Consider the following 18,365-nt stretch of genomic DNA (forward strand, 5'->3'; position numbering starts at 1 on the left):
GTCACTACCAGCGAAAAGCTTATGGAGCACACAAGATCAAAACTTTCTTAACGGTCCTGTTACCGCTCCTTTCTGCGTGCACGGGGATTGCCCAAACGGGTGTGACGCTCCCTGTCATCCCGGCTGACGCGCAAATTATCATTTTGGGCGAGGTGCACGACAACCCGCAGCACCACCTGACGCAGGCGGCCTATATTCGCGCGTTGCAGCCCTCTGCAGTGGCTTTTGAGATGCTGACACCCAAGCAGGCGGCAGTCGCCAACGGTATGTCGGCTCGGGATACGGATTTGCGTGACGCTCTGGAATGGTCGGAGAGTGGCTGGCCCGAGTGGCGCCTCTATCAACCTGTTTTTGAGGCCCTGGGTGATGCTCGAATCTACGGGATGGCTCTGTCGAATGAGCGTGTAAGGCGTGCAGTTACCGAAGGCGCCGCCGCGCTCTTTGAGGGTGATGCGACAGCGTTTGACCTGCTTGCGCCCCTGCCGGAGCAACAGCAAGCGGCCCGGGAAGCTCATCAACAGGACGCGCACTGCAACATGCTGCCGCCGGGCTTGCTGGGAGGTATGATCGAAGCCCAGCGCCTGCGCGATGCGGCTTTTGCCCGGACAAGCCTTGATGCGCTTGCCCAAACCGGCGGACCGGTCGTGGTAATCACCGGTACCGGCCATGCCCGCAAGGACTGGGGCATGCCAGCGGCCATCAGCCAGGCATCGGCAGCCACGGTTGTGGTCAGCGTTGGCCAGCTTGAAACAAGTGCTCAGGGCGAGAGTTTTGCCGACACACCTCCCTACGACATCAGGCTATTCGCTGACCCCGTGCCACGGGAAGACCCCTGTGCGGGGTTCAAGATGATGGACAGGAGCCCAGGCAGTTAGCTCAAGTCAGCACCCTGGGTTTTCATTTGCGCAGCACCGATGCTCTGCGCCGCCTCCGCAGCAGCCGTCTACAGGCGATGAAACAGCCTGCCACCATGGGCGCAGGCCGATAAAGAGAAGGTAAGGATAGGGTAATTCAGGGCTGAGTAATGGCACGCTGCGCGGTAATCGAATTCAGAACAATTTCACTGCCATGCTTTCGTGGTCGATACACTATTGGGGAAGCTGTCGAGTTGATCGTCGTGCAAAAAAACCACTAATAAGGAGCATCACTGAATGAAAGCCATCTGGAACGACACGGTACTGGCCGAATCTGACAGCACCGTTGTCGTAGAGAACAACCACTATTTTCCGCGCGAGTCGCTAAACGCTGAGTTCTTTACACAAAGCAGCAAAACCACCCACTGCCCCTGGAAAGGTGATGCAGCGTATCTGTCTGTTTTGGTGGACGGGCAGACAAACGCGGATGCGGCCTGGTACTACGCATCGCCTTCGGCAGCTGCAGCAGAGATCAAAGACAGAGTTGCCTTTTGGCGCGGCGTCAAGGTTGTAAATTAAAGTGGGCACACTGCGTCTCTTCCTGCTTGCCCTCACTCTCAGTGTTTATACCAGCCCCGTATTCCCGGATGAAACCCTTTCGCTTAGGGGGCTTCAGGCACCCGTGGAGATTCTGAAGGATAAATGGGGTGTCTCGCATATTTATGCGCAAAACCAAAAAGACCTGTTCTTTGCCCAGGGTTACAACGCTGCCCGGGACAGGCTGTTTCAGTTTGAGATCTGGAGACGACGTGCTCTGGGTACGCTGGCTGAAATACAGGGCGTTAAAGCAGTTGCACACGACGAGGGTGCACGGCTACTTCGATACCGCGGTGACCTTGAAAAGGAACTCAATCACTATCATCCCGATGGAGCCGAAATCGTTAATGCGTTTGTCGAGGGCGTAAACGCCTACATCGATCAGGCGAATGAAGATCCGGAAAGTCTCCCGATTGAATTTGGCGCCCTCGGCATCACCCCCGGGCGATGGACGGCTGAGGTCGTCATCTCTCGTCACAATGCCTTAACCGGCGGTTTGTCTACCGAGGTCATGCTGGCAGAAACCATAACCGCCCTCGGTGAGCAAATGACCGCAAGGGTCCTGCCCTTTGCGCGCGAGGCGACGCTGGTGAGCAAGCCGGGCATTGACCTTTCTCTTATCACCAAAGACGTCATGGCAAAGTACCGTGCTTCGAGAACGCCACCACCTTTTGACGCCACTACTGACCCCACTACCCGGCTTGCGGCCCTGAACAATCAGGATGATCACCCGCTCCTGCGTGCCGAGTCGGTCGGCAGCAACAACTGGGTCATCGCCGGATCACGGACGGCATCCGGAAAACCCTTGATGGCAAACGACCCCCACCGGCAAATTCAGACACCGTCGCTACGCTATATGGTGCATCTTTATGCACCCGGGCCCAAGGGCGAGAGCGGGGGCGAAGGCTGGAACGTTATCGGTGCCGGCGAGCCAACGTTGCCTGGAGTATCCATCGGTCACAACGAATACGGAGCCTGGGGCCTGACCATCTTCGCGATTGATCAGGAGGATCTATATGTACATGAGATCAATCCCGACAATCCCGATCAGTATCGCTACCAGGGGAAATGGCGCGATATGGACATTGAGGAAACCGTTATACCGGTTCGGGATGCCGCCCCTGTCCAGGCAAAGCTGCGCTACACCGTGTTCGGCCCGGTGATCCACGAAGACACAGACAAAGCGCTGGCTTATGCACTAAAGGCCGTGTGGCTTGAGCAGGGGGCGGCGCCCTATCTCGCGAGTCTGCGCATGGATCAGGCTAGCTCCTGGGAGTCCTTTCGAGCTGCCTGCGAATACTCCGGCCTGCCCGGAGAGAATATGGTCTGGGCCGACGCAGCGGGCAACATCGGCTGGCAGTCCGTTGGCTATACCCCGATTCGCTTCGGCTGGGATGGACGCCTGCCGGTTCCCGGGGATGGCGAATTCGAGTGGCAAGGTCTGGTGCCCATTCGATCAATGCCGCATATTCTGAACCCCGATTCGGGCTGGTACGGTACAGCCAACCACAACAACGTGCCCGAGCACTATCCGAATATCTTTGCTGACTTCTACTCGGATCCCGCCAGGTCCTATCGTCTCAAAGAGGTTCTTTCGCAAACATCAGGACATACCGTTACCGACTCGAGCCGGCTGCAATACGACACCAAATCCATGACCGCCGAGCAGATCACTCCGCTCATCCTTGACCTGCAACGACCACAGGCCCTGGAGAAAGCGTTCTTCCTGTTGGAGACCTGGGATTACCGCATGGACAGGGAAAGCGTAGGGGCGCTGATCTATGACAAGTGGGAACTGATCATGCTGAGGAAGCTGAACGAGAAGGTGCTGCCGGGCCAGGAAGAACTTGTGGGCAGACCCAAATTACTGGAGTGGCTCGCCCATCCACCAGAATTTTTGTTTGGCGAGAACGCCGCCGTCATACGCGACAAAATGATGCTGGCTAGTCTCGCTGAGGCCGTCAGTCAGTTAAGTAAAGAACTCGGCGCCGACGAGAGCCAATGGCAGTATGGACGGGTCCACGTGGCCGAAATTGAGCACCCTCTCAGCCATACGATTGCTGAAGTTGCGCAGCTCAAGCATGGCCCTCTACCGCGAGGCGGGGCATCCAACACGCTAAACGCCAATCGCGGCAACGATCGGCAAACCGCCGGCGCCAGCTTCCGCATTATCGTTGACACCGCAGATTGGGATAAAACAGTTGCGACCAATACTCCTGGCCAGTCCGGTAATCCCGCCAGCTCACATTACGGCGATCTATTCGAAGCCTGGAATGAGGGACGCTACTTTCCGCTATTTTATTCCAGAGAGAAAATCGAGTCGGTCACAACGGAACGGCTGCTGCTTGAGGGCATGGCGCCCTCAGCTTCGGCTCCATGATCGGGGGGCTGGGTGGTAATGACGGGCAACTAGCTGCCGCACAAACCTTCCTATAATAGCTGTGGCACATTCGTGCGACTTCTTGAATTTTTTGCTCAGTGCCAGACCGCGTCCGAGGCTATTCCTATGTGTAAGCTATTTTTTGCGAACCTCCTGAGCCATCTGCTGATGCTACTCCTGCTGCTAGCGGGACAGGTCTCTGCTGCGGGTGCCCCGGATATTCTTCTGCAGGTGGACGAGTTCACTCTGGACAGCGGTCTGCGGGTGCTGGTGCACGAGGACCGCAAAGCCCCGATCGTGGCGGTGAGCATCTGGTACCACGTGGGTGCCAGGAACGAACCCCCGGGCAAGTCTGGTTTTGCTCACCTGTTTGAGCATCTGATGTTCAACGGTTCTCAAAACTAGGATGGCGAGTGGTTTGAGCCCATGCAGCAGATCGGTGCAACCGGTTTAAACGGCACCACATCACTCGATCGAACGAACTATTTCCAGACCGTGCCCACGCCGGCGCTCGATCTGGTGTTGTGGCTGGAATCCGACCGCATGGGCCATCTGCTTGGCGCGCTGACGCAGGAGAAACTCGATAACCAGCGCGGTGTGGTGCAGAACGAAAAGCGCCAGGGCGATAATCGTCCTTACGGCCGTGTTAACTACGCGCTGTATCAGGGACTGTTCCCTGCGGGCCATCCCTATCGGGAATTGACCATTGGCTCCATGGAAGACCTCAATACCGCATCCCTTGAGGACGTTAAGGCCTGGTTTCGTGGCTACTACGGCCCGAACAATGCCATTCTTGCGCTGGCGGGCGATATCGACCTTGCGACAGCTCGCGAGCAGGTAGCAAAGGCCTTTGGCGATATCCCCCCCCCCAGTCCCGAGGTCGACAGCTTTACAGCCTGGGTCCCGGCGCCCAGGCAGGATACCCGGGAGACCCAGTACGACGAGGTTCCGGCGGTCCTTGCGAATCACGCCTGGGTGCTTCCGGGTCGTTCGACCCGGGAACGCGCGCTTCTGGATCTTGCTGCAGCGGTGCTCGGTCAGGGCAAGTTGAGCCGGCTGTATCTCGACCTTATTTACGAATTGCAACTCGCGAGCCAGGTCGCTGTATCAGTAGTCCCCTACGAACTCGCCAGCTTGCTGGATATGGCTATCACACTGAATCCTGGCGTCGAGGCTGCCGTTGCCACAGCGGCGATGGATCGACTGGTGGCAGCGTTTATCGAGAGTGGCCCCAGCTCTCGCGAGCTCGAGCGCGTGGTCACAAGTTTGAACGCCGGGATCATTCGTGGCCTGGAACAGGTCGGCGGCTTTGGTGGCAAAGCGGTTACCCTGGCGGAAGGAGCACTTTATGCTGATGATCCGCTCTTCATTGCGCAATATCTGGAGTGGATCAACGGCGCGACACCCGAAGACGTGCGCATGGCAGCGTCGACCTGGCTCACGCGAGGCTCCCATCAGGTCGACGTTGTGCCCGCTCGGCAATACCAGGCCAGCAGCAGCGGGATAGACCGCTCCGCCGGCCTCCCGGCGATACCGGGAGCCACTCCGTCTCTGCGCTTTCCCGACATTCGCAGCGCAAGGCTGTCGAACGGCATGGAAGTCGCCGTCGCCGAACGGCGCACAATCCCCTTTGTTGAATTTGCTCTGGAGTTTAACGCCGGGTATGCGGCGGATGCCGGCAGCACACTGGGCCTGGCATCGTTCACCATGCAGATGCTCGAAACAGGCACCGTGGGTCGGGATGCACTGGACATTGCCGAGGCCGAAGAGCGTCTGGGCGCACAGATTGCTGCGCGCTCAAGTCTCGACGCCCCATCGGTAACCCTGTCGGCGCTGCGCAGTGAATTGCAGGCCTCCGTCGAGCTTTGGGCGGACCTGATACGCAACCCGCAATTTTCCCAGGCGGAGATAGAACGTCTTCGCGGACGCTGGATGGCGGACATCGCCCAGGAGAAGGCGCAGCCCCGCTCCCTGGCACTACGCCTCCTGCCCGCGGCGCTCTGCGGCGAAGGGCATGCCTACGCGGTACCGCTGACCGGCTCTGGGACCGAAGCCTCTATCGAATCGATTACCCGGGACGACCTGCTGCTTCAAGAAGTCCTGGTTGCGCCCGGACAACGCGCGCCTGTTTATCGTGGGCGACACTTCACTGGAGGAGATTATCCCGGTTCTTGAATGTGCCTTTCGCGGCTGGAAGGCGCCCCCGGAGCCTTTGCTAAAAAAGGATATCAGTGCAATCGCGCGCCGGGATACGCCACGCATGATCCTCATCGACAAACCCGGCTCTGAACAATCCATGATTCTGGCGGGCTCGGTGGTTCCGGGGTCTGGTGGCAATGAGGATCTGGCGTTGGACGCCTTGAATGACCTACTCGGGGGCAGCTTCAACTCGCGTCTCAATATGAATCTGCGCGAAGACAAGGGCTGGTCATACGGCACCCGGACGACCATCGTAAGCGCCGAGGGGCCGCGTCCACTGCTCTTGATAGCGCCAGGACCACACGGGTGATTCCCTGAGAGAATTGCTGCGTGAACTCAACGATATCAACGGCGACCGACCGGTGCGGGACAGCGAATTAAAGCGCGTCATTGCAGGCGCTACCCGCGAGCTACCGGGGCGCTTTGAAACAGCCCGGGCAATGCTGGACAGCATGGTGAGATCGGCCCGTTACCATCGACCGCTTGACGATGCTTCAACCCTGGAAAGGCGCTACACAAGCCTTAAGCTTGACGATCTCCAGCGCGCTGCGGCGACCAGCGTGAATCCGAACGCCCTCGTGTGGGTCATCGTTGGCGACCTGACCAGGATTCGGTCGCAGATCGAAGATCTGGGAATCGCCCCCATCGAAATCCGGGACGACACAGGTAATGCGCGCACCACCGGGGGCACGCCCGCGGGAGGCGACGGCCGAGATCGGGTCCGCGACTGAGGCAAAGGTACCGGCCAGAGGCTTGCGCTTGTTTGCGCTCTCACCGCTGTACGGAGGGGTGGTGCCGCGGTTCGTTCGCCAGCGCCGCCTGCGCATTGAGACCGCAATCAAAGACCACGTCAGACCCCAACGAGAACGCCCGCATCTCAGGTCTGATGGCATCGGACAGCCGCTCACTGGCCCCCGGCAACGTCAAGCCCTGGGGCCCGTCGCCGATCAACAGCGGCGCGATCGCTATCTGCAAGCGGGTCAGCTGCTGCGCCTGAAGAAAACGCGCAATGGTGGTGCCGCCTCCTTCTACGAGCAGGCTCTGCATGCCCTCCCCGTGCAGCGTCGATGCGATGTCCGCGGGATCGAGCTGCCCCTGCCGTAGTTTCAGCCGGATCACCGTCACATCGGCGCGCCGGGGGCAGTCTACCGCCTGAATCACGATCCTGCGCGTGGCACCCTCCGCCAGCAGCGGCGCATCATCCGGAAGCCGGCCCTGGGGGTCGATAACCACCCGCGTGGGGTCCTTGCCCTCGCAAAGGCGGACAGTCAGGCGCGGGATATCCTGAAGCGCGGTGTTAACGCCGATAACAACGGCATCGGCGAGAGCGCGCATCCGGTGTAGGTGGGCCAGGCCATCGGGGCCAGACACATCGCGCGCATCCCCGGTAACCGTTGCTACACGGCCATCCAGCGATTGGCCAATTTGCGCAACGACGAAGGGTCCCAGATCACGCCGCGCCAGCGGCCCATAGAGGTCCAGGGCGGCGCGCTCGCCGGGCGTCCACTGGCCGCAGCAGGTGCACGCTCGACCCTCGCGTACAGCCAGTAGACGACTCCAGACCTTTGGGGTGACGTTAACTGAGAGCATGCTGGGAACCGCGGGAAGTCGACGGGGGCACGGCGAGAATATCGATATGGCCTATGTCGCAGTGGGAATGGTCCGCCATCGCATTGCGGTGCCGGCCCCAGGCGGATGCGTCGGTCATGCCGGCTTCGCCGGCGGCGACGGCAATACCATCGGTGAGGGCGCGTTGCAGCGGGGCCGAAGCAGGCCCAAGGTGCCAGGGGCTGTCAGCGCTATGCACTTTAAAGCCGGTACGGGCAAAAATACTGGCGGCACGCTTCCCCGCCTCCGCCCCCAATGCCGGGCCGAGGCCCTTGTCGCCGCGCTGATGACGGTTAAAAGCGTCAGTAACGGCGGCGTCGTGGGCACTTTCGGGGACCCATCGCATGGTTCCCGAATAGCTCAAGGCGGCATAAAAGGGGACCTTCAGCCGCTGGGCCAAATCACAAATCCAGCTTTCCGGCACCAGGTCAAGCAAGGCCGAGGCCGTGACCAGAGTGGCGCGCTCCAGAGGCAGCGCTGCGAGATCAGCGATGTCGGCCTCGACGGTTTCCGCGCCGCCGGCGACGGCAGCAGCGGCCGCCAGCAGTGCTGGATCATTGTCCACAAAACACCAGCGCGCGCCCGCAGGCAGGTGTGGCGCCAGGGCCCGCCAGGTGGCCCCGGTGCCACAACCCAGATCCACAATCAGCGGCTCGGGGCCGGCAGCTTCGACGGCCATGCGTACCAGCGATTCATCGCGTGCCGCCCGATCAGCAGATTCGCGCAACGCCAACCACTCTGCAGAAAAACCCACGCGTCAGAGATCTCCTTCGAACCAGGCACGGGCCACGTGGCTCTCGTGCAGGGTAATGCGCAGCCGTTTCACCCGTCCATCGTCGCCGAGCCGACCGGCGCGAACGCGCTGCGCCATCGCCGTAAAAATATGGCCGCAGAGGAACTCTGTAGTGGTGAATTTGTGCTCAAACTCGGGCACTTCGTCGAGGTTCTTGTAGCGCAGGGGTGCGAGAGTTTCTGCCAGTGCCTCGGTGGCCAGCCCGATATCCACCACTAGCCCATGGGCATCAATATCTTCGGTAAAAAAAGCCACATCGACGGTGAACGTCGCCCCGTGCATGCCCTGGGCGGGACCAAAAACGGGCGAAGGCAAGGAGTGGCCGATCATAATGTGATCGCGAACTTCGACGGCGTACATAAGAATTCCTTGTCAGCAGCTTATTGTTAATGGTGATGGTAGATCGTTAATTATCGTAATAAATACGGTGACACAGCGTTTTCGGGTCGCCAAGGATTGCACCGTAGGCGGCGGGCAGATCGGCAAACGCCGTTGCGCCGCTGATCAGGGCATCCAGCACGGGGTCGCACAGCAGATCGAGTGCCAGCGCGATCCGTCGTGCATGATTCCAGCGGGGCACCCGGTCTGCAGGCAGGCGGCCGACCTGCGAACTGATGAGGCGCAGGCGCCGACTATGAAAGCTGCCGCCCAGAGGCACGGGTGTAGAGCCACTCCCGTACCAGCTGCCCTCGACCACAGTCGCCTCCAAACCCGCACAGTCGATGGCGCTGGCCAGGCCGCTCGCCGTTGCGGACAGGTGCAGGACAACGTCGCACTCCCGGGGCGGCGCTTCTGCGGAGGCAAAACGGCACCCGAGGCGATCCGCCAGCGCCGCGCGATCCGCCAGCGTATCGACCAGCGTCACCTCGGCACCCGGTAAGCGCGCGGCAAGATAGCCCACCAGTGCGCCGACTACCCCGGCGCCGATCACCGCGATGCGGTCCCCGGCTCCCGCGCCACTGTCCCAGAGTAGATTGAGAGCCGTCTCCATGTTCGCCGCCAGCACCGCGCGCTCGGGAGGCAGTGCGTCGGGTAACGGAGTCAGCGACGCCTCGGGTAGGCGAAAACGCGCCTGATGCGGATGCAGGGCAAAGACCGGACGTCCCGCCAGAGCGCCCTCGCAGGCGCGACCGACGGCGCAATAGCCGTACTTCACGGGAAAGGAAAAAGCACCCTCCTGCGCCGGGCTGCGCATGCGGTCCCCCTCGCTGTCGGGAACCTGACCGCGAAACACCAGGCGCTCAGTGCCCCGGCTGATGCCCGAGTGCAGCGTTTCTACCAGCACCCCCTCACCGAGAGCCCCTTCGCGCAGCTCGGCCTGCTGAGGACCAACACACCACAGAGCCGGCGCAGTGCTCACAGCACACCCCCCGAACGTTTTACCCCGCACAGTGCCGCCGCCCGGTGTGTCCCGGGGCGCCCGTGGTAGTCTGTCATGATATTGATTCTTGCGCCGGAGTGGTGAGCGATTGCACTGTCAGGAACATTGAGCAGTCTTTTGGGCATGTATGGCGTCCCTAGCGGTGTCGAGAGCGCACTATACGGCCTTTGCGGTACAAATCCCGCCCCGGGCGCTGCCGGAGACTTTACCCGGTGTTGACGGCATGAAGCGCTGGCTGGGCTTTGCAAGATCACTGCTGATTTACCACAATCCGGCAACGCTGCGGGCCTGGCGACGATTTTATCGTGAGATCCTGCGCCCCGGCGATGTCGTTATCGACGTCGGAGCCCACGTCGGGACGCGGGCGCGGGCCATGCGCGCCGCCGGAGCACAGGTAGTCGCACTGGAGCCCCAGGCGCTGTTTGCGCGCTTCCTTCGGCTCACCCTGCCCTCGGACATTGTGCTCATCCAGGCGGCCGCCGGCTCTGCCGAGGCGCTGGCTGACATGGCCGTCTCGTCGCGCCATCCCACCGTGTCTTCGCTGCAGACCAGCTTTGTAGATGACGCCGCAATGGCGCCAGGTTTTGAGCATGTGCGCTGGGATCGCCGCGAGCGCGTGCAGGTGACCACGCTGGATTTGCTCATCGCGCAGCACGGCCGACCCGCCTATATCAAGATCGACGTTGAGGGTTTCGAGCTCGAGGTGCTGTCGGGGCTGTCGCAGCCGGTACCCCTGGTCTCGGTCGAATATCTGCCAGCTTTTGCCGCGCTCACGCATCAGGTAATTACACGACTGGAGGCCCTGGGCACCTACCGCTTCAATCCCGTGGTCGGCGAGCGGTCGGGGTTTTTGTGGCTCGATTGGCGCAGCGGCGCTGCGGCTCGGCAATGGCTGGACGGGCTGGATACGACGGCGTCATCGGGCGATCTCTTCGCACGTCTTTCCAACGACGATTAGGAGCCGCGAAGGCAGGTGGCAAAGTCACAGAACAGCGCGGGGGTCGCAGCGATGACGGTGCCGCTTGCCGCGGGACTCTCGTCCGGGGTCCCTCCCTCCACCAGTGCCCCGGCCTCGCGCAACAGAACAAGACCTGCGGCAATATCCCAGGGCTGCAGCCTCCGCTCCCAGAATCCGTCAAGCCGACCGGCAGCCACGTAGGCGAGGTCCAGCGCGGCGGCCCCCATGCGTCGCACACCGGCGCAGCGCGGCATGAGCCGGGCGATGTCGGCGGCGTGCTCGTCGATGTACGGCATATCCCCGAACGGAATACCGGTGCCAAACAGCGCATCGCTCATGCTGCGGGCACCTGAGATCGCAATGGGTCGTCCGTTCAGGGTGCTACCGCCGCCGCGTATGGCACTGAAAGTCTCGCCCTTTAGGGGATCGTGGACCACACCCACGGTCAGCGTTCCCCGGTCTTCAAGCGCCACGGATACGGCCCAGTGCCCGATCCCGTGCAGAAAATTTGTGGTGCCATCAAGCGGGTCGACGATCCAGCGCCGCGGTCCGCCCTTACCGGCTCCCGTTTCCTCACCCAGCCACCCATCGCCTGGACGCGCGCGCAGCAATGCGCGCCGAATATGCGCTTCGGCCAAGCGATCAGCATCCGAGACAAAGTCGCCCGCACGCTTGCTTGTCACGGTCAAGCGGTCGCGATCGCCCCAGTGAGCCAGCAAAATGTCACCTGCCTCCTGTGCCAGGGTCACGGCCAGCTCCAGATCCTGTGCCAGCGTCGGCTCAGACACCTGCCACCACCCGGTCGAGAACCGCTGCCACCACGCCCGCAGTGCCGTCCCAACCCGGCAGTTCGGAGCCCGCCGCAGCGGCCGCCGCCGCCATGGCGGACCGCGCCCCGGCGTCTTTCAACACTCGAGCCAGCGCCGCGGCAAAAGCCCGGGGATCGTCGGGAGGGACCAGTTGCCCCGCGCCGGGTGCGACCGTCAAGGGCACCGCGCCAACCGCGCAGCTCACAATGGGCAGACCGTGGGTCATCGCCTCATCAAAAACGATACCGTAGCCCTCGTAGCGCGTGGCGAGGGCAAACAGGGTCGCCTGTCCATACAGCTGCGCCAGCTCCTCCGGCGTCACCTCACCGGCCAGGCGGACACGCCGCGACAGGCCGAGCCGGGTCAGCAGATTCCCAAGCAGTTCGGCATGCGCAGCATCCCGGGCGGAGCCCACAATAATCGCCTGCCAGGCGTCGTCGGCGATGTTGGCCAGCGCGCGCAGAAGCACGTCGTGGCCCTTGCGCGGAATCTGGATACCCACCGACAGGATCAGCGGTGGATCGGCGGGCGCAGCCGGGGCTTTTGGACCGTCGCTTCCGGGTCGGGCAACGGTGATACGCGCCGGCGCTACTCCGTAGTCCGAGGTCAGCAGTGCTGCGGTGTGTGTGCTGGTGACGATGACGTGAGCAGCCAGGGCCAGGTTGTCGCGCTCGGATCGCAGTAAGCGCGCGCGCAACGCGGCGTCGAGCCCACTCTCCTGGGCGAGGGGATGATGAACCAGCGCCACAATCGGCGCCGACAGCTTGGCCAGCACGCTGTGATCCATGGCACCCATGGCCAGTCCGTCAATGATGACCGGGCAGTCCGCCGACACCGCTGCCAGGCGTTTGCCGGCGTCAAGCATGTCCGCCGGCGACGGCCGCGGAAAGGAGTCCCCGAGGGCGACGTGAGTGACATCGCGTCCCAGCGCCCGGAGTTCTTCAAGCAGGCGGCGGTCATAGCGGTAGCCCCCGGTGAGGGTTGCCAGGTCACCCGGAACGGCCAGCGCGGCGGTCTTGCAGCGGCGCATCAGGATTTCACCGGATGCGGCACTGCGGCAAGGGCAAAAGCGATGAGACCCGGCAGAGTCGACACCAGCAGGGCGAGACCAAAAGCAACGCTCGCGGCCAGCCCCTCGGCACTCGTGGCGCCGGCAAGCGGCAACAACGCGGCCGCCGCTCCCTCGCGCAGACCCCAGCCAGCGGGAGTCAGGGGTATAAGCATGGTTACCAGAATGAGCGGTATCAGCACCAGTGTCGCGGGCACCGGGAGGGGCGCCCCGATGGCCGCCGCGCAGCAGGCAAACGCCGCAATGTTGCACAGCGCCGTGCCCAGGCTCATAAAGCCCTGAGGCACCCGGACCTCGGGGGCGGCCACCGAGTGCGCAAACGCGGCCACGAGTCCCTTTGCGGCGCGCACAATCCGCGCCGGGAGCCACTCCAGCATAAAGACCCGCATCCGCCCCCCTGCGCAGTACAGGGCGAAAACCGTGGCACCCGCTACCGGCAAACTCAGCGTGACCCCAAGGAGCCAGTCGGGGCCCCGGAAGCCACCGGGCACTGCCCAGGTGCCGGCCACAGCGGCGCTAAACACCACAAGGAGTCCGATCTGCCCCGCCAGTCGCTCAAACACCACGGCCTGGCCCGAGGCCAGCAGACCCGCCTGGCCCCGCGCCCGGAGTGCGCGACCCGCATCGCCGAGCACCCCTCCGGGCAGGACCTGATTCACAATCTGAGATAAATAGTACTCCCGCACCGCCGGTCCACGATCGAGTTCAATACCCAGCTGCCGCGCCGTCAGGCGCCAGCGCATGGCCGACAGCAGCGCCTGCACCGTCAACAGCACGAGCGCGGCGGCCATCCAGGCGATATCCGCAGCGGCCAGATACCCAAGAGCCGCCGCGCCGTCGGCGACCCGCCAGAGCAAAGCCAGGCACCCCGCCCCGACGGCTACCCGCAGTACCCCGGGCAGTACCCTAAGAAAAATCCGGTGCACGACCTCAGTCGCTCCCGCCGGCGGTGGCGCTGGTGAAGGTCTTCAAAATCCGGTCGCGCATTCGATCCATGGAAACCACCGACCCCGTCGCACAGGGCAGCAGACCTGGCGACAAACCCCAGTCCCTGGCCGCAAGCTCGACCAGATGCGGCGGGCCAATAAGGTGTAGTGGCACATCGGGACGCTCGTCAAGCGCCACAAAGCCCGCCGCCTGATGATCGCCAAGGACGATCATGAGCGGCGGATCGTCAGCATGGCGCAGTGCGTAGTCAAGAACGGTGCGCAGCGCGTAGTCAATGGCCAGCCGGTACTGCCTGCGCACCCGGTCGCTGTCGCGCCAGACGACGTCCGGTGGATCGCCCGATACTGCGACCGCATCAAAAACACGCCCCTCATCCATGGCATCCCAGGCAACCAGATCGGGGACCGGCACCCAGGGCGCATGGGAAGAGCCGGTGGCCAGCTGGATGAACAACGGCCGGTCATCGGGCCGGTCACTGCGCAGCAGGCGATCCAGCGCAAGGAAAGTGAACTGGTCGGGCATGGTTACCCAGTTAAAGCTGCGGCCGGCGTAACCCAGGTCAGCCGCCGCGAGGATGGTCTCGAAACCCATGACCTCGCTCTCCGGCCACTTCAAGGTGATCTGGGGCATGACAGCGGCCGTGTGAAAACCGGCATCCGCTGCCAGGTGGTAGAGGGTGCGGCGCCCCGAGGCGAGTACCGCTCCGTAGCGTGTCTGTCCATCTACCCACAGCCCATTGGCAAGTGTGGCGTGCGCAAGCCAACTCTGTCCGCCGCGCGTGGGGGATGCCAGCAGCCCCGAGGCCATGGCGAGGCCACTGCGCGCCAGTGCCGCTTCCCCGTCCTGGAGGGTCGCCCGGTGAAGATCGGCAAAAAACGGGGTCTCGATGCTGGTGCGCCCATAGCTTTCCACAAAGACCACGATAACGTCCCGGTCGATGACATCAAGTAAGCCCACGGCACCCGCGAAGGGATCCTGGGCGGCCGCCAGCTCGAAAGCGCGCAGATCGGCGAGGGTCGCGCGGATCGCTAGCAGTCGCTCTACGCCGACCCGGGCCGTGAACGCCGCACCGGGGAATGCGACCGGAGCATCCCAGCGGCCCATGGCATCGCCGACCTCCGCCACGGCGACGCCAATTGTCAGCAGCACCACGCCGGCGGCCAAGCCACGCAGGCTGCGACCGGCTGCAACTGCGGCCCAGACGCCGGACGCCCACCAGAGCGCTGCGGCAAGCCCGGTGACGACAATCAAGGTGCCAATGACTGCAAGGAGCGTCTGCAACGGACCAATGGTGCCCATCAGCAGCCGCACCCCGGCACCGACCAGCGCAAGATCCGAAACGGGATTGAAGCCCCGGGCCAGTGCGGTGAACATCGCGTAATCGGCAGCCTTGAGGACTGCGACGACAAACAGGAGCACAACGACGACAATTCTGAAGACGAGCCCGGCCCGACCCGCTCCCAAGGCGACCAGGCCGAGCAATATCGCGGGCCATTCCAGAGGAAAGGCGGCCAGGGCGCCCCAACTCATGGCCGCCGGGTGGTTTGGCTGCACGAGTATGAGATAGAGCACAAAGGCGGCGAGGGCCAGAGACAAACGGTTCATGATCGGTTCTGCCACAGCCATAGCAGGTCCCGCCCGAAGGACCAGGCCAGGGCGACCAGCGCCGCAACGAGAATGGCAACGGCAGGCAACCCGGCCATCGTCGGCAGCATGGCCGGCAGCTGAAGCGCAATGAGCGCAACGATCTGCAGGACACAGACGACCTTGCGGCCGAAGCGTTCGGGCAAAGCGCAAGCGATCCATGGCCAGCGCCAGGCTGCTGCGGCAAAACCGTAGCGAGGTAAACCCAGCAGGAGCACCACAGGACCCACGGCGCCCGCCACCCAGGCATTCAGGGCCAAGATCATCCCCAATGCGGCATCCACCTCCATGTCGAAGCGCGCCCCAAATTCGGACTCGCATCCCTGCCTGCGCGCCAGCCACCCATCAAGCCCGTCAAGAATCAGGGCCACACTGGCCAGGGCGATGATCGCTCTCACCGATCCCGGCGCGATAAGCGGGGCCAGGAGGGCGCAGACCATGACCAGCCGCCCGAGAGTTACAAGGTTGCAAAAACCCAAGCTGGCATGAGGGTAGTCCCGGCGCAAGGAGACCGTAGCCAGGGTGACCCCGACCAGATAGCCCGCCATCGCCATACCCAGCGCTCCGGGCGCGGGGCCAATCAGCAGGTGAGCCAGGGCCACAAGCATGACCGCGCCACCTGCCGCCGCGACGACAAAATGTGCGACCGGTCCGGACAGGAACCATCGAACAGCTAAGCCCTGGCGCCGCGGGGCGTGGGGCTTATGTGAGTTAACATTGTTTATGCTTGGATCCTAGCGTAGGAGTGATCAAGGAAAGGCGTTGCGAAAATGAGAACAGAGGAATAGAAGTAGCAACAGAAGAGTAAAGAATAAAGGATCAGAGGCATGAATACATCTCGATATGGCAACGCCGCGCGAGTACTGCACTGGCTCATGGCGGGACTTATTTTGCTGACAGTGCCAGCGGGACTGATCATGGTGCAAGCTGGCATCGACCGGGATCTGCAGAATGCGCTGTTCATCTATCACAAGAATGTCGGCGTATGTCTTCTTATATTGATGATGTTTCGCCTTGTGGTACGTTGGCGCAATCCACCACCGGCCGGTCCGTCAGAACCGCCTTTGTGGCAGCGACGGATCGCACAGGTGACGCACTGGGTGTTGTATGCGCTTCTTGTTATCGTGCCTGTGGCGGGCCTGGTGCGGGTCCGTGCCGGCGGCTTTCCTATTGAGGCTCTCGATGCGCTGGGTGTTCCGTTGTTCGTGCCGCGCTCGGATACGCTTGCAGAGCAGGCAAAGGCAGTGCATCACCTGGCAGGCCTGGCGATCATGGCGTTTATAGCGCTGCACATCACAGCGGCACTGTTTCACGGACTGGTGAAGCGCGATGGGGTGCTCTCTCGTATGTGGCCGCCCTTTGGCGGCTCGACCCGGGACCCGCGATAAAGGTCAGCAACAGGTGGCAGGCAGAAAGCCACTACAATTCTCCTTGTTGTTGTCTGGATGATCTCTGGATAGTCTCCCTGCGGCCACGGGGTAGCAAAAATAGCAATTCGGATTGGCCCCAAGGAGGGGTCTACGCAGTATGTCTTTTGCAGAAATCACGTCACGCCCGCTTGGGACGCAGGCCGGCGCGCGCACTAGCGAGGCCCCATCGGGAGTCACTTTGTGGCTCTTTGGGTATTTAGCCTTGACCACCCTGGGTGGCACAGTTGTGGTCGCGGTCGTAGCGGCCTCCGTCGCCCAATGGTCACCGGCAGCGTGGCTGGCTCTGGTGCTGGTGGCTCTGGGTGCCATCTGGATTGCCGGGGGCGCCGCAACGGCAATCCTCGGACTACTCCAGCCGCGAACAGTCGCGGCCGCCGTTCCCGACAACTGGCACCCGGCGCAGCGCTCGGCCATCCTGATGCTGCTATGCGGCGAACCGGCCGAGCCCCTGGCAGACTATCTCCAGACGTTGCGACGTCGCGCCGACGCGTTGGGCCTCGATAAAACCACGCCTATTTTTGTACTATCCGACACCTCTAATCCGCAGCGGGTGGCCGCGGAGCAGGCCGCCTTCACCCCCCTCGTCGAGGCCGGCACGGTAAGCTACCGCCGCCGCATCGAAAACACCGGCCGCAAGCCCGGCAACATCGCCAACTGGCTGGCGACCCACGGTGACGACTTCAGCTTTATGGTGGTGCTGGACGCGGACAGCCGAATGCAGTCCGACCGTATCCGCGCACTGATGCACCGCATGGAGCAGTCGCCGGACCTCGGCCTTCTGCAAGCGGGCATATCCCTGGTCCGCGGACGCAGCCTGTTCGGACGGCACCAGCGCCTGTCCGGGCATCTTTTGGCACCGAACTTTGGTCGCGGTCTTGCGGCCTGGTCCGGCGACGCCGGCAACTACTGGGGCCACAACGCCATCATTCGCATTGCCGCCTTTCGCAGTGCCGTTGATTTGCCGGTCCTCTCAGGTAAAGCTCCCTTTGGCGGACCGCCGCTGAGCCATGATTTTGTGGAGGCCGCCTGGATCCGGCGTGCAGGCTGGAGCGTGGCGCTGGATCCGGATACCCGGGGCAGCGCCGAGGACGGTCCGCAAACCCTGGCCGAGTTCCATCACCGGGACCGCCGCTGGTGCCAGGGCAACCTGCAGCACCTCCGCCTCATCACCGAACCGGGGCTTCATCCGGTGAGTCGGGTGCATCTGGCCGCGGGCATTGCGGGCTATCTCGCGGCGCCGGTGTGGCTGGCGCTTATGGTGCTGGTCGCCACAGATCTCGTCGCAATCGACGGCGCGCTTCCGCTGGTCGCGGTTGCCACTGTTCTGCTGCTGCCCAAAGTTTGCGCGTTTATCTACTGGGCTGCCCGGGCGCGCACAGCGCTGCGTAGACGCGTGATCTTTCGCGTCTGTGCGAACGAGCTGCTGCTGTCTACACTGATTGCGCCCCTCGTCATGCTGCGGCAGAGCGGCGCGGTGCTATCGGTGCTACTGGGGCGGGATTGCGGCTGGAAGTCCAACCGGGCGCCTCGTTCCACTGTACCAACCTATGTTCCCGAGGTCGCGGTCGGGGCCAGCCTCGTGCTGCTGGGCGCTGCCACGGGGCAGCTGTCAGCGGTCGTCTGGCTCCTCCCGGTCGCCCTGCCGCTGCTCTTCGCGCCACGCCTGCATCGCTGGCTGGACCGCGACGCCTGACG

The 18,365-nt window shown here is 62.9% G+C and carries 20 protein-coding genes; 10 read left to right on the forward strand and 10 right to left on the reverse strand.

Annotated elements, in window-relative coordinates; genetic code table 11:
• The first annotated feature begins 101 nt into the window (after window positions 1-101).
• The 7 genes from ACI9KD_RS02990 (at window position 102) to ACI9KD_RS03020 (ending at window position 6,761) form a co-directional block, all read left to right on the forward strand.
• Window positions 102-875 carry a ChaN family lipoprotein gene (locus ACI9KD_RS02990; RefSeq protein WP_414979666.1) on the forward strand — a complete coding sequence of 258 codons (774 nt, stop codon included), beginning with the start codon at window positions 102-104 and terminating at the stop codon, window positions 873-875.
• A 276-nt stretch (window positions 876-1,151) separates the two neighbouring features.
• Window positions 1,152-1,433, forward strand: coding sequence for a DUF427 domain-containing protein (locus tag ACI9KD_RS02995; protein ID WP_414979667.1), 282 nt, complete (start codon window positions 1,152-1,154; stop codon window positions 1,431-1,433).
• A 1-nt stretch (window position 1,434) separates the two neighbouring features.
• The gene (locus ACI9KD_RS03000; protein ID WP_414979668.1) at window positions 1,435-3,831 is read left to right on the forward strand and encodes a penicillin acylase family protein; all 2,397 of its coding nucleotides are present in this window, start codon (window positions 1,435-1,437) and stop codon (window positions 3,829-3,831) included.
• 126 nt (window positions 3,832-3,957) lie between these two features.
• The gene (locus ACI9KD_RS03005; protein ID WP_414979669.1) at window positions 3,958-4,236 is read left to right on the forward strand and encodes a M16 family metallopeptidase; all 279 of its coding nucleotides are present in this window, start codon (window positions 3,958-3,960) and stop codon (window positions 4,234-4,236) included.
• A gap of 21 nt (window positions 4,237-4,257) precedes the next feature.
• Window positions 4,258-6,006, forward strand: a complete 1,749-nt coding sequence (locus ACI9KD_RS03010) for a M16 family metallopeptidase (protein WP_414979670.1) — start codon at window positions 4,258-4,260, stop codon at window positions 6,004-6,006.
• Entirely contained in the window at window positions 5,966-6,340 is a 375-nt protein-coding gene (locus tag ACI9KD_RS03015) for an insulinase family protein (RefSeq protein ID WP_414979671.1), read from the forward strand. Before ACI9KD_RS03010 ends, ACI9KD_RS03015 begins: the two co-directional genes overlap by 41 nt.
• A 13-nt stretch (window positions 6,341-6,353) precedes the next feature.
• On the forward strand, window positions 6,354-6,761 hold the full coding sequence (locus ACI9KD_RS03020; protein ID WP_414979672.1) for a hypothetical protein: 408 nt from the start codon (window positions 6,354-6,356) through the stop codon (window positions 6,759-6,761).
• Between the two features lie 40 nt (window positions 6,762-6,801).
• Here the strand turns inward: ACI9KD_RS03020 and ACI9KD_RS03025 are convergent, their stop codons facing one another.
• The 5 genes from ACI9KD_RS03025 to ACI9KD_RS03045 are packed head-to-tail and all read right to left on the reverse strand — an operon-like array spanning window position 6,802 to window position 9,937.
• Window positions 6,802-7,620: a RibD family protein gene (locus ACI9KD_RS03025; protein WP_414979673.1), complete on the reverse strand. Its 819-nt coding sequence runs from the start codon at window positions 7,618-7,620 to the stop codon at window positions 6,802-6,804.
• On the reverse strand, window positions 7,607-8,392 hold the full coding sequence (locus ACI9KD_RS03030; protein WP_414979674.1) for a methyltransferase domain-containing protein: 786 nt from the start codon (window positions 8,390-8,392) through the stop codon (window positions 7,607-7,609). The genes ACI9KD_RS03025 and ACI9KD_RS03030 overlap by 14 nt, the downstream gene beginning before the upstream one ends.
• Window positions 8,393-8,395: 3 nt before the next feature.
• Window positions 8,396-8,791, reverse strand: coding sequence for a 6-pyruvoyl trahydropterin synthase family protein (locus tag ACI9KD_RS03035; protein WP_414979675.1), 396 nt, complete (start codon window positions 8,789-8,791; stop codon window positions 8,396-8,398).
• 46 nt (window positions 8,792-8,837) lie between these two features.
• On the reverse strand, window positions 8,838-9,791 hold the full coding sequence (locus tag ACI9KD_RS03040) for a zinc-dependent alcohol dehydrogenase (protein WP_414979676.1): 954 nt from the start codon (window positions 9,789-9,791) through the stop codon (window positions 8,838-8,840).
• Window positions 9,788-9,937: a hypothetical protein gene (locus ACI9KD_RS03045; RefSeq protein ID WP_414979677.1), complete on the reverse strand. Its 150-nt coding sequence runs from the start codon at window positions 9,935-9,937 to the stop codon at window positions 9,788-9,790. Before ACI9KD_RS03045 ends, ACI9KD_RS03040 begins: the two co-directional genes overlap by 4 nt.
• Window positions 9,938-10,035: 98 nt before the next feature.
• On the opposite strand from ACI9KD_RS03045, the gene ACI9KD_RS03050 reads away from it, so the two are divergent.
• A complete protein-coding gene (locus ACI9KD_RS03050) occupies window positions 10,036-10,770 on the forward strand; it encodes an FkbM family methyltransferase (RefSeq protein WP_414979678.1) in 735 nt (244 codons plus the stop codon).
• On the opposite strand, the gene ACI9KD_RS03055 is transcribed toward ACI9KD_RS03050, so the two are convergent.
• Genes ACI9KD_RS03055 through ACI9KD_RS03075 form a run of 5 tightly spaced genes read right to left on the reverse strand, consistent with a single transcriptional unit; the run spans window position 10,767 to window position 15,848 of the window.
• Window positions 10,767-11,558, reverse strand: coding sequence for an inositol monophosphatase family protein (locus ACI9KD_RS03055; RefSeq protein WP_414979679.1), 792 nt, complete (start codon window positions 11,556-11,558; stop codon window positions 10,767-10,769). The genes ACI9KD_RS03050 and ACI9KD_RS03055 overlap by 4 nt on opposite strands.
• Window positions 11,551-12,609, reverse strand: a complete 1,059-nt coding sequence (locus tag ACI9KD_RS03060) for a glycosyltransferase family 4 protein (protein ID WP_414979680.1) — start codon at window positions 12,607-12,609, stop codon at window positions 11,551-11,553. The genes ACI9KD_RS03055 and ACI9KD_RS03060 overlap by 8 nt, the downstream gene beginning before the upstream one ends.
• Complete coding sequence (locus tag ACI9KD_RS03065; RefSeq protein WP_414979681.1) at window positions 12,609-13,574, reverse strand: lysylphosphatidylglycerol synthase transmembrane domain-containing protein; 966 nt, start codon at window positions 13,572-13,574, stop codon at window positions 12,609-12,611. The genes ACI9KD_RS03060 and ACI9KD_RS03065 overlap by 1 nt, the downstream gene beginning before the upstream one ends.
• Before the next feature lie 4 nt (window positions 13,575-13,578).
• Window positions 13,579-15,222 carry a sulfatase-like hydrolase/transferase gene (locus ACI9KD_RS03070; protein WP_414979682.1) on the reverse strand — a complete coding sequence of 548 codons (1,644 nt, stop codon included), beginning with the start codon at window positions 15,220-15,222 and terminating at the stop codon, window positions 13,579-13,581.
• On the reverse strand, window positions 15,198-15,848 hold the full coding sequence (locus ACI9KD_RS03075) for a CDP-alcohol phosphatidyltransferase family protein (protein ID WP_414979683.1): 651 nt from the start codon (window positions 15,846-15,848) through the stop codon (window positions 15,198-15,200). Before ACI9KD_RS03075 ends, ACI9KD_RS03070 begins: the two co-directional genes overlap by 25 nt.
• Window positions 15,849-16,067: 219 nt before the next feature.
• Between ACI9KD_RS03075 and ACI9KD_RS03080 the strand changes: the two genes are divergently transcribed.
• Both ACI9KD_RS03080 and mdoH read left to right on the forward strand, forming a co-directional pair.
• A complete protein-coding gene (locus tag ACI9KD_RS03080) occupies window positions 16,068-16,628 on the forward strand; it encodes a cytochrome b (protein WP_414979684.1) in 561 nt (186 codons plus the stop codon).
• Window positions 16,629-16,767: 139 nt separating this feature from the next.
• Entirely contained in the window at window positions 16,768-18,363 is a 1,596-nt protein-coding gene (gene mdoH, locus ACI9KD_RS03085) for a glucans biosynthesis glucosyltransferase MdoH (protein WP_414979685.1), read from the forward strand.
• Window positions 18,364-18,365 lie beyond the last annotated feature (2 nt).

The organism is Congregibacter sp., from assembly GCF_047617445.1.
In the GTDB taxonomy this organism is placed as follows: domain Bacteria; phylum Pseudomonadota; class Gammaproteobacteria; order Pseudomonadales; family Halieaceae; genus Congregibacter.